At 60.8% G+C, this 14,780-nt stretch carries 13 protein-coding genes and 3 tRNA genes; all 16 read left to right on the top strand.

The window, feature by feature from the left end; all coding sequences use genetic code 11:
* Positions 1–178: 178 nt before the first annotated feature.
* The 16 genes from L2A60_RS10195 to nuoF all read left to right on the top strand — a co-directional run bounded on the left by L2A60_RS10195 (position 179) and on the right by nuoF (position 14,779).
* A complete protein-coding gene (locus L2A60_RS10195) occupies positions 179–2,140 on the top strand; it encodes an autotransporter domain-containing protein (protein ID WP_235704275.1) in 1,962 nt (653 codons plus the stop codon).
* 121 nt (positions 2,141–2,261) lie between these two features.
* Positions 2,262–2,343: transfer RNA gene (locus L2A60_RS10200), tRNA-Leu, on the top strand.
* 51 nt (positions 2,344–2,394) lie between these two features.
* Entirely contained in the window at positions 2,395–3,717 is a 1,323-nt protein-coding gene (gene tig / locus L2A60_RS10205) for a trigger factor (protein WP_235704276.1), read from the top strand.
* A 169-nt stretch (positions 3,718–3,886) separates the two neighbouring features.
* A complete protein-coding gene (gene clpP / locus L2A60_RS10210) occupies positions 3,887–4,552 on the top strand; it encodes an ATP-dependent Clp endopeptidase proteolytic subunit ClpP (protein ID WP_329603568.1) in 666 nt (221 codons plus the stop codon).
* 148 nt (positions 4,553–4,700) lie between these two features.
* Positions 4,701–5,957 carry an ATP-dependent Clp protease ATP-binding subunit ClpX gene (gene clpX, locus L2A60_RS10215; RefSeq protein WP_235704277.1) on the top strand — a complete coding sequence of 419 codons (1,257 nt, stop codon included), beginning with the start codon at positions 4,701–4,703 and terminating at the stop codon, positions 5,955–5,957.
* Positions 5,958–6,104: 147 nt separating this feature from the next.
* Positions 6,105–8,534: an endopeptidase La gene (gene lon, locus L2A60_RS10220; RefSeq protein WP_235704278.1), complete on the top strand. Its 2,430-nt coding sequence runs from the start codon at positions 6,105–6,107 to the stop codon at positions 8,532–8,534.
* Between the two features lie 145 nt (positions 8,535–8,679).
* Complete coding sequence (locus tag L2A60_RS10225) at positions 8,680–8,994, top strand: HU family DNA-binding protein (protein WP_268920216.1); 315 nt, start codon at positions 8,680–8,682, stop codon at positions 8,992–8,994.
* Positions 8,995–9,265: 271 nt separating this feature from the next.
* Positions 9,266–9,337: transfer RNA gene (locus L2A60_RS10230), tRNA-Val, on the top strand.
* Between the two features lie 134 nt (positions 9,338–9,471).
* Positions 9,472–9,684: a hypothetical protein gene (locus L2A60_RS10235; protein WP_235704279.1), complete on the top strand. Its 213-nt coding sequence runs from the start codon at positions 9,472–9,474 to the stop codon at positions 9,682–9,684.
* A gap of 59 nt (positions 9,685–9,743) precedes the next feature.
* A tRNA-Asp gene (locus L2A60_RS10240) sits at positions 9,744–9,820 on the top strand.
* A gap of 184 nt (positions 9,821–10,004) precedes the next feature.
* Positions 10,005–10,370, top strand: coding sequence for an NADH-quinone oxidoreductase subunit A (locus L2A60_RS10245; RefSeq protein WP_235704331.1), 366 nt, complete (start codon positions 10,005–10,007; stop codon positions 10,368–10,370).
* An 82-nt stretch (positions 10,371–10,452) separates the two neighbouring features.
* Positions 10,453–11,013 carry a NuoB/complex I 20 kDa subunit family protein gene (locus L2A60_RS10250; RefSeq protein WP_235704280.1) on the top strand — a complete coding sequence of 187 codons (561 nt, stop codon included), beginning with the start codon at positions 10,453–10,455 and terminating at the stop codon, positions 11,011–11,013.
* Between the two features lie 25 nt (positions 11,014–11,038).
* Positions 11,039–11,653, top strand: a complete 615-nt coding sequence (locus tag L2A60_RS10255; RefSeq protein WP_407932538.1) for an NADH-quinone oxidoreductase subunit C — start codon at positions 11,039–11,041, stop codon at positions 11,651–11,653.
* Positions 11,654–11,661: 8 nt separating this feature from the next.
* On the top strand, positions 11,662–12,870 hold the full coding sequence (locus L2A60_RS10260; protein WP_407932539.1) for an NADH-quinone oxidoreductase subunit D: 1,209 nt from the start codon (positions 11,662–11,664) through the stop codon (positions 12,868–12,870).
* Positions 12,871–12,873: 3 nt separating this feature from the next.
* Complete coding sequence (locus tag L2A60_RS10265) at positions 12,874–13,482, top strand: complex I 24 kDa subunit family protein (protein WP_235704282.1); 609 nt, start codon at positions 12,874–12,876, stop codon at positions 13,480–13,482.
* Position 13,483: 1 nt separating this feature from the next.
* A complete protein-coding gene (nuoF, locus tag L2A60_RS10270; RefSeq protein WP_235704283.1) occupies positions 13,484–14,779 on the top strand; it encodes an NADH-quinone oxidoreductase subunit NuoF in 1,296 nt (431 codons plus the stop codon).
* The last annotated feature ends 1 nt before the right edge of the window (position 14,780 follow it).

Genomic DNA, 14,780 nt, shown 5'->3' on the forward strand with positions numbered 1-14,780 from the left:
CATTTGAACTTTCAGAATCTTCGATACAGCGTTCATCGTGCGCCCGTGCGCGCATGGCAAAAGGGCAACATCGCCCAGACCTTCGCGCGTGGGGGGATTCGGCGATTGACCGGCGCCTATCCTCAGCGCACATTCCCTGACGTTAACGAAAATAAGTCTACAGTCACGGGAGATTCGGATGTCACTCAAGAAAGCCCTGGCGGGTGGTCTTGCGCTATCCGGCATCGCGCTGGCGCTGGCGATCGCCCCCTTTGCTTATGCGGCCTCACCCGGCAGTTTCTATGCGTTCGGCGACAGTCTAGTCGATAACGGCAACATCCCGCGCTTGACCGGAATTCCGTATCCCCCCAGCCCGCCCTATTACGAATATCATTTTTCCAACGGTCCGGTCTGGGCCGAGTATCTACCGGGCCTGACAGGCCTCGATTTTCAGCCCTCCAATGATTACGGCGTGGGCGGCGCCTTTACCGGCCCGCTGACGATCGATGGCCAGACCTTCAACAATATCTCGAACGTGGAAGGGTTTCCGGCGCCGCTGCCGAGTTTTTTACAGGAAATTCAGAGTTTTGCTAGTAAAGGCGGGCATTTCACATCGCGCGATGTCGTTGGCGTGTGGGTGGGGGCGAACAACTATTTCGTCGCGGCCGGACAAATCCTAGCCGATCCGGCCCAATACAAGCAGATCATTATTGGGGCGGTGACCACGGCGATCACCCAGACCAGCGAGGGCATCGTGCAACTGGCACAACTCGGCGCGAGGCAGATCATCGTGCAAAGCCTGCCGCCGCTGGGTGCCACCCCTGAATTCAACGCCAACCCGCTGGAGAGTTTCGTCGCAGATCAGATCTCGACGGCGCATGATGCGGCGCTTGAACGGGCGATCGCGACGATTCACCAGAAAATCGGTACCAACATCATTCTGATCAATCAATCGCTGTTGTTCAAGGAATTGCTGGTGAATCCGGGCGCTTTCGGCATCACCAACGTCACCGATGCCTGCCGGTTGACCGCCGCCTGCCTTGGTCAGCCGCTATCGGTGCAGAACCAGTACCTGTTCTGGGGCAACGTGCATCCCACCACGCATACGCATCTGCTGGTTGCGGAGTACAGCGCAAGTGCACTGAACAACCTGGATTCGCTCGCCGCGCCGGCGCGACTACTTGCCTCCGGTGCCGAAGCGTTCTCGGCGTCGATCTCGGCGCGAATGGACGCTCTGCGCAACGGTGCCTCGGGAATTTCGGTCAATCTGCCGTCCGCACCGATGCTCGCCGATGCCGCGGAAGGAGATACCGGCCCGATGGGTCCGATGCCGGATCATCGCCTTTCTGTCTATGTGACCGGCGGCTATGATTATGGGTCGCGCAGCAATGCGCCGGGCAATCTGGGATTCAGCGACAATATCGGCACCGTGACCGCCGGGGCGGATTATCGGTTCAACCCGCATATCGCCGCGGGCCTCGCGTTCGGCTACGGCACTGATAATGCGACGGTGAATGGCGGCGCTAATGTTCAGGCTCATGCCTATCAGTTTGCCGCCTATGCGATGGCGCAGTCGCGGCATCTGTTTCTCGACGGTCAGGTCGATTACGGCATTGCCCAGGTCACCCAGTTCAGCGCACCGGGCGTTCTCGTGCCGATGACCGCTGCTCCGGGCGGGCATACCGACAGCGTCGTGGTGAATGGCGGCTATCTGATCCGTCGCGGCGCTCTCGCTTTCGGCCCGATCGTCGGGTTGGACGCCACCCAGGCCAACGTGAACGCCTATACCCAGCAGGGCGATCCGGCGCTGGTCATGGCGGTGCAAACCCAGTCCCTGTCGCGCACGATCGCGAGTTTCGGCCTTGGCGTTTCGGCCAGCGCGCATATCGGCGCGCTCGATCTGCGCCCGCATGGCTCGATCGAGGGTCAGGCCGAGCTTGACGGCACGCGGGGCAGCTTCGCCAGCGTTTTCACCGACGAACCGCTGGTCGGGCTGACCACCAATTTCCCGAATCAGGCGACCAGATGGGGCGTCGCGGATATCGGTGCGACTGCCACGATTTTCGGTCAACTCGCTGCCAGCGTCGATCTCGCGACCACCTTCGCCCGCTCGGATGGCAATCAGCGGATGGTGACCGCCGGGATGCGCTACCGCTTCTGACGAGGTAAACGTCCAGATTTACCGCCGATGCGCTTGTCGGGAACGACGATCCGCGCTAGTTGCCGCCGCGATCAGTAACGTGCGGATCGCGTGCGATCTGGCTTTCTGCGGGCGGTTTTCGGCGGGCGTGGTGAAATTGGCAGACACGCCAGATTTAGGTTCTGGTGGCGCAAGCCGTGGGGGTTCAAGTCCCTCCGCCCGCATGACGGCTGGTGGATCTTGTTGAGTGGCGTAACGTAAGGATATCCTTGGACATGCAGATTACCGAGACCCTGAGCGATGGGCTGAAGCGTGGTTTCACCGTCGTCGTGCCGGGGGCCGATCTCACCGAGAAGCGCGAGAAGCGCCTCGCCGAGCTGTCGAAGACGATGCAGATGCCGGGATTCCGGCCGGGCAAGGTGCCGTTGTCGATGGTGCGCCGGCGCTTCGGCGATGCCGTCGCGGCGGAGGTTCTCGAAGCCTCGGTGAACGACGCGACCGACAGAATGCTGGCCGAACGCAGCTTGCGCCCAGCCGTCTCGCCCAAGGTCGAAGTGGTCAATCCCGGCACCGAGACAGATCTCGAATTCAAGGTCGAAATGGAGATCCTGCCCGAGGTAAAAATCCCCGACCTCAAGGCGATCAGCCTGACCCGGCCGAAGGCGCCGGTGACCGAAGCGGAAATCGACGAGGCGATGGCCAAATTCGCCGACCAGCGCGCAAGCCTCGAACCGATCGAGGAAACCCGCGGCGTGGCAAAGGGTGAAATCCTAACTGTCGATTTCCTGGGCAAGCTCGACGATGTGCCGTTCGACGGCGGCGCCGCGCAGGACACTGATGTCGAGATCGGCGGCTCGGGGTTCATTCCCGGCTTCGCCGAGCAGGTCGAAGGATTGGCGCCGGGTGAACATCGCGTCATCACCGTCACCTTTCCTGCAGACTATCAAGCCGCCAATCTCGCCGGCAAGGAAGCCACGTTCGACATTACCGGCAAGGCGCTGAAACGCAAGATTCCGGCGGTGCTGAACGATACCTTTGCCGAAGCCAATGGGTTCGAAAACCTCGCCGAATTGCGCAAATTCTTTGGCGAACGGCTCGAGGGAGCCCGCGCCGGCGCGAGCCGCATGAAGCTCAAGCGCGCATTGCTCGACAAGCTCGCCGAGCAGGCCGATTTTCCGACTCCCGAAACGCTGGTGGATGCAGAATTCGCGGAAATCTGGCGGCAGGTCGAAGCCGAACGCGCCGCCGACCGGCTCGACGCCGAGGACGCCGCGAAGGACGAAGCGACCCTGCGGAGCGAATACCGCGCCATCGCCGATCGGCGAGTACGGCTTGGCCTGCTGGTCGCCGAAATCGGTCGGTCCAACAACGTGCAGGTGTCCGAGCAGGATCTGCGTCGCGCGATGATCCAGGAATTGCAGCAATTCCCCGGCCAGGAAAAAATGATCGTCGATTTCTACCAGAAGAACCCGCGCGCCATGGACCGGCTGCGCGGCCCGATCTTCGAGGACAAGGTGGTCGATTACGCGCTGGAACTTGCCACGGTGACCGACCAGGAGGTTTCCCCCGAGGAATTGTTCGCCGACAGCGACGACTGACGCGAGGGGAGCAGCGACGACCGAAGGGGAATGGACGGCGCCCGCCCATCGGCTAATCTTGACTCCTGCGGCGTCCGGCCCGGCCTTGGCGAGGCGGAATGGATCTCGGCAGTTCGTTCGTTTCATACGGGTGCGGCGGCGCCGGCCCAGGTTCAAGAGGAATACGCCGATGGATCGGGACCCGATCGACATCTATATGAACAATCTCGTGCCCATGGTCGTCGAGCAGACGGCGCGGGGCGAGCGGGCCTACGATATCTTTTCGCGCCTTCTGAAGGAGCGGATCATCTTCCTGACCGGCCCGGTCTTCGATCAGGTCGCCTCGCTGATTTCCGCTCAATTGCTGTTTCTGGAGAGTGAAAATCCGTCGAAGGATATCGCGTTTTACATCAACAGCCCCGGCGGCGTGGTATCGGCCGGCCTCGCGATCTATGACACGATGCAATATATTCGTAGCCCAGTAACCACCGTATGCATCGGCCAGGCGGCCTCGATGGGCAGTCTGCTTTTGGCCGCAGGCGAAAAAGGCAAACGTTTCGCTTTGCCGAACGCACGGATCATGGTCCACCAGCCCTCCGGCGGCGCGCAGGGTCAGGCGGCCGATATCGAGATCCAGGCGAGGGAGATCCTTACGCTGCGCCGCCGCCTGAATGACATTTACGTGACCCATACCGGCCAGACTCTTGAGGACATCGAGCGCGCGCTGGAGCGCGATCGATTCATGTCCGCCGAGGAAGCCAAGGTTTTCGGACTAGTTGACGAGGTCGTGACACGGAACCCGATCCGTTCCGACTCGACCGTTAAGGAAATCAGTCCCGCGAAAAGCGGGGGTTGATCGGGTCACCACCCACCCGACATCTATCCCGAAACTGTTGCAATCCGGCGACTCTTGGGGGTGGAATGCTTGTGCGATCCGCCCCCGGGGTCTAGTCTCTGACGGATTGATTGTGCGCCGCCGCTTTTGGGGCGCTGCTGGAGCGTTGATGAGCACGAAATCAGGAGAGTCGAAGAACACCTTGTACTGCTCGTTCTGCGGCAAGTCCCAGCACGAGGTCCGCAAGCTGATCGCGGGCCCGACGGTCTTCATCTGCGACGAATGTGTCGAACTCTGCATGGATATCATCCGCGAGGAGCATCGCACCCATCTCGTCAAGTCGCGGGACGGCGTGCCCACTCCACGCGAGATCTGCAAGGTGCTGGACGATTACGTGATCGGCCAGGATCAGGCCAAGAAGGTGCTCAGTGTTGCAGTACACAACCACTACAAGCGCCTTGCCCACGCTCAGAAGAATAACGACATCGAAATCGCCAAGTCCAACATCCTGCTGATCGGGCCCACCGGCTCGGGCAAGACGCTGCTGGCGCAGACCTTGGCGCGGATTCTCGACGTTCCGTTCACCATGGCGGACGCGACGACGCTGACCGAGGCTGGTTATGTCGGGGAGGATGTCGAGAACATCATCCTGAAACTGTTGCAATCGGCGGATTACAATGTCGAACGGGCGCAGCGCGGCATCGTCTATATCGACGAGGTCGACAAGATCAGCCGCAAATCCGACAATCCCTCGATCACGCGGGATGTGTCCGGCGAAGGCGTGCAGCAGGCTCTGCTCAAGATCATGGAAGGAACCGTGGCCTCGGTGCCGCCGCAGGGCGGACGCAAACACCCGCAACAGGAGTTCCTCCAGGTCGATACCACGAACATATTGTTCATTTGTGGCGGCGCTTTCTCCGGGCTAGAGAAAATCATCGCCCAGCGCGGCAAGGGTTCGGGGATGGGCTTCGGCGCCGATGTCCGCGACCCGAGCGAACGCCGCACCGGCGCGATCCTGAAGGACGTCGAGCCCGAAGACCTGCTGAAATTCGGCCTGATCCCGGAATTCATCGGCCGCCTGCCGGTGGTCGCGACGCTGGACGATCTGGATGAATCGGCATTGATCGAGATCCTGACCAAGCCGAAAAACGCGCTGGTCAAGCAATATGCCCGTTTGTTCGAGATGGAAGGAGTCAAGCTGAATTTCACCGACGATGCGCTGCGTGTGGTCGCGACCCGCGCGATTCTGCGCAAAACCGGTGCCCGTGGCTTGCGTTCGATTATGGAGCAGATCCTGCTTGTAACTATGTTCGACCTGCCGGGTCTCGACAGCGTCGAGGAGGTGATGATCAATGGCGAGGTTGCCGAAGGTCGCGCCAACCCATTGTTCCTGCATGGAAAAGAGCGGGCTGAAACAGGGTCTTGAAGAGCTGCTTCTGCGCAGACCGGCCGGACCGCCGCATGGATTGCGCGATCGCCATGGCCTCCCCATATCGCCTTTGTGGCCGGATAACCCGGCGCCGCGCTCTGTGCCGCTTCCGGGCAGGGCACGTGGATCAGGAAAGGTAGTCTAATGTCAGAGACCGACCCCACCCGAAAACCGGGCGCCGGAATACCCTGCGGCGAACTGCTTTCGGTGCTGCCGTTGCGCGATATCGTCGTGTTCCCGCACATGATCGTACCGCTTTTCGTCGGCCGTGAAAAATCGGTGCGCGCGCTCGAAAGCGTGATGAAGGAAGATAAGCAGATCCTGCTCGTCGCGCAGAAAAACGCCCAGCAGGACGACCCTGCCGCCGAGGATATCTATGATGTCGGCACCGTTTCGACCGTGCTGCAGCTTCTCAAACTGCCCGACGGCACGGTGAAAGTGCTTGTCGAGGGCGTCCGGCGGGCCCGAATCACCGGATATAAGGAAACCGAGAGTCATTTCGAGGTCTATGCCGAACCGCTCGACGATGTGCGGCAGGAGGGCAAGGAACTCGAAGCCCTGGCCCGCGGCGTGGTCGCTCAGTTCGAGCAGTACATCAAGCTCAACAAAAAGATCGCGCCGGAAGTTCTGGTTTCGGTCAATCAGATCGACGATGCCTCCAAGCTCGCCGACACCATATCGAGCCATCTCGGGCTGAAGATCGCCGACAAGCAGGAATTGCTGGAAGCCTCGGCGGTTGCCGAGCGGTTGGAGCGCGTTTTCGCCCATATGGAAGCCGAAATCGGGGTGCTCCAGGTCGAGAAGCGCATCCGCAATCGCGTCAAGCGGCAGATGGAAAAGACCCAGCGCGAATATTACCTGAACGAACAGCTCAAGGCGATTCAGAAGGAGCTGGGCGAGGGCGAGGATGGCAAGGACGAGACCGCCGAACTCGAAGAGAAAATCAAAACGACCAAGCTCTCGAAAGAAGCGCGCGACAAGGCGGTGGCGGAATTGAAGAAGCTCAAGACCATGAGCCCGATGAGCGCGGAAGCCACGGTCGTGCGCAACTATCTCGACTGGATACTCGGCATTCCGTGGAAGAAGCGCGGCAAGATCAAGAACGACGTGGTCGCGGCTGAGCGCGTGCTGAACGACGATCATTATGGTCTGGACAAGATCAAGGAACGCATCGTCGAATATTTGGCGGTGCAGTCGCGCAGCCCGAAACTGCGCGGGCCGATTCTTTGCCTTGTCGGCCCTCCAGGCGTCGGCAAGACCTCGCTCGGCAAATCGATCGCCCACGCGACCGGGCGGAGCTTCGTGCGGATGTCGCTCGGCGGCGTACGCGACGAGGCGGAAATTCGCGGCCACCGGCGGACCTATATCGGTTCGATGCCCGGCAAGATCATTCAGGGCATGAAGAAGGCCAAAACGTCGAACCCGTTGTTCCTTCTGGACGAAATCGACAAGCTGGGCTCGGATTGGCGGGGCGATCCCACCTCGGCGCTGCTCGAGGTTCTCGATCCCGAACAGAACGCGACCTTCAACGACCATTATCTGGAAGTCGACTACGATCTGTCGGATGTGATGTTCGTCACCACCGCAAACAGCTTGCGTATGCCGCAGCCGCTGCTCGACCGCATGGAGATCATCCGTATCCCCGGTTATACCGAGGATGAAAAAATCGAGATCGCCCGGCGGCACCTGATCGCCAAGCAATCCGAGGCACACGGTTTGAAACCGGAGGAATGGTCGGTTTCCGACGATGTGCTGCGCGAACTGATCCGTACCTACACGCGCGAAGCCGGGGTGCGTAACCTTGAACGCGAGCTCGCCAATCTGGCGCGCAAATCGGTCAAGGAGATCGTCACCAAAAAGGTTGCGAAAGTCGCAGTAACCCGCAAGAACCTTGAGAAATTCGCGGGTGTCCCACGTTTCCGTTTCGGCGAGACCGAGGCCGAGGACATGGTGGGCGTGGTCACCGGCCTGGCCTGGACCGAAGTAGGTGGCGAAATCCTGACCATCGAAAGCCTGCTTCTGCCCGGCAAGGGAAACGTCAAACAGACCGGCAAGCTTGGCGACGTGATGCAGGAAAGTGTTTCGGCGGCGATTTCGTATATCCGCTCGCGCGCGATCCAGTTCGGGATCAAGCCTCCGGTGTTCGAGAAACGCGACATCCATGTCCATGTTCCCGAGGGTGCCACGCCAAAGGATGGCCCGTCGGCGGGCATCGCGATGGCGACGTCGATTGTCTCTGCACTGACGAGTATTCCGGTGCGCAAGGATATCGCCATGACCGGCGAAATTACGTTGCGCGGCCGGGTGCTGCCGATCGGTGGACTTAAGGAGAAGCTGCTTGCCGCCTTGCGCGCGGGCATCACCACGGTGCTGATCCCGAAAGACAACGAGAAGGATCTCGCGGAAATCCCGGAGAATGTGAAAAAATCGTTGAAGATCATTGCAGTATCTCATGTCGACGAGGTGATCGGGCAGGCGCTGGTGCGCAAACCCGAGCCGATCGACTGGGAAGAGCCGGTGGAACCGATTCCGCCACGTGCGGCTGAATCGGCTGGCGCCGCCCTGCCGCACTGACGTTCTGGGCGTTCGTGGCGGCTTAAATCAGCGTCATGGGGCCGGTTTTTTCGTCGTCTTCGTTGACGAGAGGAAACCGGCCCCTCTACTGTGCGCGCCTTGAGTCGGGAACCGACATCGGGAACAGGTACGGACTTGTTTCCAGATGCTCCTTTCCATGGCTTTTTCACAACCGGGAGACCAATCCGTGAACAAGATGGACCTCGTCGCAGACGTGGCGGAACAAACCGATCTTTCCAAGGCCAAGGCGGCGGAAGTCGTCGACGCGGTATTCACCGCGATCGAAAAGGCGTTGAAAAAGAAGCAGGAAGTGCGCTTGGTGGGATTCGGCACCTTCGGCACTGCACAGCGCAAGGCGGGAACCGGCCGCAACCCGCGGACGGGCGAGGAGATTAAAATCCCCGCGTCCACCTCGGTGCGGTTCAAGCCTGGCAAAACCCTGAAAGACGCGGTGAACTGACCGCGCGTTCGGCTTATTTCGGCTGCATTTCTGGGAATGATGCGAAACCTTTCTGAAGGGGCTCATTCTACGCACATCATTGCGACCCCGAACAACGCCAGGGGGAACCAATCCAGTCCATTTGATCGCTGGATGGTTTCGGCGCTATGCGCCTCGCACTGATGGTTGCGAACAACAGCTTGCCGTCGGGCTTGGTACAGGCCTACTTGCCGATATTTTAGGGCGGCTCACGACGAATCGTGGATCGCCAAGCGCTTGGCATGAGATCCTTGGGCGGTTAGCTCAGCGGTAGAGCGTCTCGTTTACACCGAGAGGGCCGGCGGTTCGATCCCGTCACCGCCCATTCCCGCACCGGACGACGGGTAGCACTGAAACCTCCGATCACACCCATCTGAACTGGAATTCATACCTGGGACGGCGATTCGTCAGCGCTGCACCCCATGTCCGTCTTGTGTTCGATTTTCGGAGGGCATCGCGATGTTGACATGGACCAGACCGATTCTCGCTCTTGGATTGGCGCTTGGTTTGGCTGCCTGCGGCTATTCGCCGGGCACCAGGGCTCTGACCGGCGGAATGCTCGGCGCGGGCGCGGGCGCGGGGATTTCCGCCTTGTCCGGCGGCAAACCGGCGACCGGCGCGCTGATCGGCGGTGGCGTCGGCGCTCTCGGCGGTGCGTTGACCGCCCCCTGAGCACGCACCCCGCTACGCTTGACGCCTGCCGGCCGGCGCTCTAGTAGGCTCCCCACGACGCGGGTGTAGCTCAGTTGGTTAGAGCGCCGGCCTGTCACGCCGGAGGTCGCGGGTTCGAGCCCCGTCACTCGCGCCAGTTTATTCAAGCTGGTCAACCATCTATCGCATAATCTTGATGGGATAATAACGGGGGATCTGGTCCTTCGCGGATTGCGGGGTTGACCTGTTCCGCGCGCAGTATGACATGCGGAAAGCAATCGGCATTGGTTGTACGATTTGGTGCCGATCCAACTCGGGAGCGTCATAGGGGGCTGATCACGGTGCAACCCATTCTTCACGACTATTTCCCGATCCTCGTGTTCGTGGCCATCGCGGGTCTGCTCGGAATCGCTTTCGTGGCGGGATCTCTGCTGGCAGCGCGCCAGAATCCATACGGCGAAAAACTGAGCGCCTACGAATGCGGATTCGAGCCGTTCAGCGATGCTCGCAGGAAATTCGATGTCCGGTATTATCTCGTTGCAATTCTGTTCATCATTTTCGACGTCGAGATCGCTTTTCTGTTCCCCTGGGCGGTGAGCCTTTCGCGGATCGGCGCCTTGGGCTTCTGGTCGATGATCGGATTCCTCGCGATCCTCACCGTGGGGTTTATTTATGAGTGGCGTAAGGGTGCCCTTGATTGGGAATGATGATGGCATTGCGGCCGGAAATGGACGGGGCATGACGAATTTGGTAAGCGGCCGTTGTGTGGCCTGATCGGGGACGCGTGAGATGAACGCCGTGCAAGATACTGATATTGCGTGGAATCATGAGGCTCTATCGGCCGGGACCGACCAAGATGCCGTGATCCGCGGGATTACCGGCGAAATCGCCGGCAAGGGTTTCGTGGTCGCCAATCTCGACAGGTTGGTGAATTGGGCGCGCACCGGCAGCTTGTGGCCGATGACCTTCGGGCTCGCCTGCTGCGCGGTCGAGATGATCCATGCCTATATGCCGCGCTGGGATCTCGACCGCTTTGGTGTCATCCCGCGCAATTCCCCACGCCAGAGCGATGTGATGATCGTCGCTGGCACGCTGACCAACAAGATGGCGCCGGCGCTGCGCAAGGTCTATGACCAGATGCCGGAACCGCGCTGGGTGATTTCGATGGGAAGCTGCGCGAATGGCGGCGGCTATTATCATTATTCCTATTCCGTGGTGCGCGGCTGCGACCGGATCGTGCCGGTCGATATCTATGTCCCAGGCTGCCCGCCAACCGCCGAGGCGTTGGTCTACGGCATCATGCAATTGCAGAAAAAAATCCGCCGCACCGGGACGATCCTCCGTGACTGACGCACAGGACCAGAGTGCCGGAACCGTGGCGGAGGCGCCCGTCGATCCTTTCGAATCGGCGCTCCGCGCGCTCGACGGCGTGAGAGACGTCTCGGTGGACCATGGCGAGCGGGTGGTGCGTGCAGCGCGCGGCTCCCTTGCAGATTTGATGCGCACCTTGCGGGGCGATCCGCGGTTTGCCTTCGAACAGTGCATGGATGTGTGCGGCGTGGATTGGCCGCAACGGGCGGAACGATTCGATATCGTTTATAATCTGCTGTCGGTGACGCGAAACGACCGGCTGCGGGTGATCGTGACCACTGATGAGGCAACGCCGATCTCCAGCGTGACCGCCATCTGGCCCGGTACCGCGTGGTGGGAGCGCGAGGTGTTCGATTTGTTCGGCGTCATCTTCGATGGCCTCGCCGATCATCGCCGGATTGTGACAGATTATGGATTCGAGGGGCATCCGTTACGCAAGGATTTTCCACTGACGGGTTATGTCGAGCTGCGCTATGACGAGGAGCAGAAGCGCGTCGTCTATGGTAAGGTGGCGCTGACCCAGGAGTTCCGCAGTTTCGATTTTCTCTCGCCCTGGGAGGCGATGACGACTCTGCCCGGCGACGAAAAAGCCGACCCGAAAGCAGGAAGCAAGGCATGAGCGGTACTATGCGGCAGATCGTGCCGGTGACCGCGCCGGGACGGGACAGCCAGCTTGAGCGGCATACGGTCAATGTCGGCCCTCAGCATCCGGCGACCCACGGCGTCCTGCGCCTGATCCTGGAGTTGGAAGGCGAGACGGTAGTCCGCGCCGATCCGCATATCGGGCTATTGCATCGCGGCACCGAAAAGTTGATCGAATACAAATCCTATCTTCAGGCGGTACCTTATTTCGACCGGCTCGATTACGTCTCGCCGATGTGCTGCGAGCACGCTTTCGCACTGGCAACCGAAAAGTTGCTCGGCATCACCGTGCCAGAGCGCGGCCAGTGGATCAGGGTGCTGTTTTCCGAAATCACCCGCGTGCTCAATCACTTGCTGACCGTCGTGCATCTCGCCCTCGATGTTGGGGCGCAATCACCGAGCCTGTGGGGCTACGAGGAGCGCGAGAAACTGCTCACCTTCCACGAAGCGGTTTCGGGGGCGCGATTCCACGCGAATTATTTCCGGCCGGGCGGAGTTTCGAAGGATCTGCCTGCCGGACTTGCCGAAGAAATCTGGGCTTGGAGCGAGAGTTTCCCGAAATTTCTCGACGATTTGCAGAATTTGCTGAACGAGAATCGCATCTTCAGACAGCGTCTGGTCGATGTCGGGATAATCTCGGCGGAAGACGCCCTTGGGATGGGATTTTCTGGCCCCAATCTGCGGGCGGCTGGCGTGGCGTGGGACCTGCGCCGCACGCAGCCTTACGACAAATACTCCGAAGTCGAGTTCGACGTGCCGGTAGGGCGGCATGGCGACTGCTTCGACCGTTATCTCGTGCGCGTCCGCGAAATGGGCGAGAGCGTGAAAATCATCCGCCAGGCGCTGAAAAACATGCCCGAAGGCCCGGTAAAGGTTCAGGACAACAAGATTTCGCCGCCGAAGCGTGCCGAGATGAAGCGCTCGATGGAAGCCTTGATTCACCACTTCAAATTGTTCACCGAAGGATATCACGTGCCGGCCGGAGCGACCTATACGGCGGTCGAAGCGCCGAAGGGCGAATTCGGCGTCTATCTGGTGGCTGATGGCACCAATCATCCCTATCGGTGCAAGATCAGAGCGACCGGATTTTCGCATCTCCAGGCGATCGATCTGATGTCGAAAGGTCATTTGTTGGCTGATGCGATCGCCGTGCTCGGCTCGATCGATATCGTCTTCGGGGAAGTGGATCGCTGAACGATGGACGAGACAGCAGATATGGCCTTTGGTTTCGACGAGACGAGCGAGGCCGCGATCCCGGCGATCATCGCGAAATACCCGGAAGGCCGGCAGGCGAGCGCGGTGATGCCGCTGCTCGATCTTGCCCAGCGGCAAATGGCGCGGCAGATTGGTCATGCCTGGGTGCCGCGCGCCGCGTTGGATGTCGTGGCCGATCGGCTCGGCATGCCGCGTATCCGCGTCTACGAGGTTGCGACCTTCTACACCATGTTTCATACGACGCCGGTAGGGCGGTTCCATTTGCAGGTCTGCACGACGACGCCGTGCTGGCTGCGCGGATCGGACGTGGTGATGGAGGCGTGCAGCCGCGCTGCCGCGGCGGACGGGGAAACATTCACCGTCGAAGAGGTTGAATGCCTCGGCGCCTGCGTGAATGCACCGGTGGTTCAGGTCAACGACGATCTCTACGAAGACCTTGACGGACCGCGCACCAAGGCGCTCCTCGACTTGCTGCGGCGCGGCGAGACGCCAAAGCCGGGATCGGCGATCGGGCGGCAGAATTCGGCACCCGAAGGCGGACCGACGACGCTGTTCGCCATCCCCGCCGAATCCGGCAGCGGAGCTGCGTAGAATGCTGAGCGACAAGGACCGCATTTTTACCAATCTCTATGGCATTCATGACTGGCACCTGGCCGGCGCGCGGGCACGCGGCGACTGGGACGGCACGGCGGCGATCATCGCGCGCGGGCGGGGTGCGATCGTCGAGGACATGAAAGCCTCGGGGCTGCGCGGGCGGGGCGGGGCGGGATTCCCGACCGGCATGAAATGGTCGTTCATGCCGAAGGTAAGCGATGGGCGGCCGAGCTATCTGGTCGTGAACAGCGACGAGAGCGAGCCTGGCACCTGCAAGGATCGCGACATCATCCGCCACGACCCGCACAAGCTAGTGGAAGGCTGCCTGCTCGCGGGCTTTGCGATCGGTGCACATACCGCGTTCATCTATGTCCGCGGCGAGTTCTACAATGAATATCTCAATCTTCAGGCTGCGGTGGACGAGGCGCGTGACGCCGGGCTGATCGGGCAGAATGCGAGCGGCTCCGGGTGGGATTTCGACATCGTGATCCATCGCGGGGCGGGTGCTTATATTTGCGGCGAGGAATCGGCACTTCTGGAGAGCATCGAGGGCAAGAAGGGATTGCCACGGATGAAGCCGCCATTTCCTGCGGCGATGGGACTCTACGGCTGTCCGACCACGGTGAACAATGTCGAGACAATCGCCTGCACGCCGACGATTTTGCGGCGCGGGGCGGCATGGTTTTCAGCGCTCGGCCGCCCCAAGAATTCTGGCACCAAGATTTTCTGCATCTCGGGCCATGTCAACAAGCCGTGCAATGTCGAAGACGAACTCGGCGTTCCGCTGCGTGAACTGATCGAGAAGCACGCCGGTGGCGTGCGCGGCGGGTGGGACAATCTGCTCGCGATCATTCCAGGCGGGTCGTCAGTGCCGATGCTCCCGAAATCGGTGTGCGACACGGTGCTGATGGACTATGACAGTCTGCGCGATGTGCGCAGCGGTCTCGGCACCGCGGCGGTGATCGTAATGGACAAATCGACTGACCTGATCCGCGCCATCGCGCGCATCGCGGCGTTCTACAAGCATGAGAGTTGCGGCCAATGCACGCCCTGCCGCGAGGGCACGGGCTGGATGATGCGCATGATGAATCGCCTCGTCGAAGGTCGGGCGGAAATCGCGGAGATCGACCTGCTCGAACAAGTCACCCGCCAGGTCGAGGGGCATACGATCTGCGCGTTGGGCGATGCGGCGGCATGGCCGATCCAGGGATTACTGCGGCATTTCCGCCCGGTGGTCGAACAGCGGATCGCCGATTACCGAGCCAGCGCCACGTCGCGCCTCGCGGCAGAGTGAA

The sequence above is a fragment of the Acidiphilium iwatense genome (assembly GCF_021556475.1).
Taxonomy (GTDB): domain Bacteria; phylum Pseudomonadota; class Alphaproteobacteria; order Acetobacterales; family Acetobacteraceae; genus Acidiphilium; species Acidiphilium iwatense.

Bases quoted from the DNA above. Each gene is read 5' to 3' on its own strand.
- L2A60_RS10195 (WP_235704275.1), top strand. From the start codon at position 179: ATGTCACTCAAGAAAGCCCTGGCGGGTGGTCTTGCGCTATCCGGCATC.
- tig (WP_235704276.1), top strand. From the start codon at position 2,395: ATGCAGATTACCGAGACCCTGAGCGATGGGCTGAAGCGTGGTTTCACC.
- clpP (WP_329603568.1), top strand. From the start codon at position 3,887: ATGGATCGGGACCCGATCGACATCTATATGAACAATCTCGTGCCCATG.
- clpX (WP_235704277.1), top strand. From the start codon at position 4,701: ATGAGCACGAAATCAGGAGAGTCGAAGAACACCTTGTACTGCTCGTTC.
- lon (WP_235704278.1), top strand. From the start codon at position 6,105: ATGTCAGAGACCGACCCCACCCGAAAACCGGGCGCCGGAATACCCTGC.
- L2A60_RS10225 (WP_268920216.1), top strand. From the start codon at position 8,680: ATGCTCCTTTCCATGGCTTTTTCACAACCGGGAGACCAATCCGTGAAC.
- L2A60_RS10235 (WP_235704279.1), top strand. From the start codon at position 9,472: ATGTTGACATGGACCAGACCGATTCTCGCTCTTGGATTGGCGCTTGGT.
- L2A60_RS10250 (WP_235704280.1), top strand. From the start codon at position 10,453: ATGAACGCCGTGCAAGATACTGATATTGCGTGGAATCATGAGGCTCTA.
- L2A60_RS10260 (WP_407932539.1), top strand. From the start codon at position 11,662: ATGCGGCAGATCGTGCCGGTGACCGCGCCGGGACGGGACAGCCAGCTT.
- L2A60_RS10265 (WP_235704282.1), top strand. From the start codon at position 12,874: ATGGACGAGACAGCAGATATGGCCTTTGGTTTCGACGAGACGAGCGAG.
- nuoF (WP_235704283.1), top strand. From the start codon at position 13,484: ATGCTGAGCGACAAGGACCGCATTTTTACCAATCTCTATGGCATTCAT.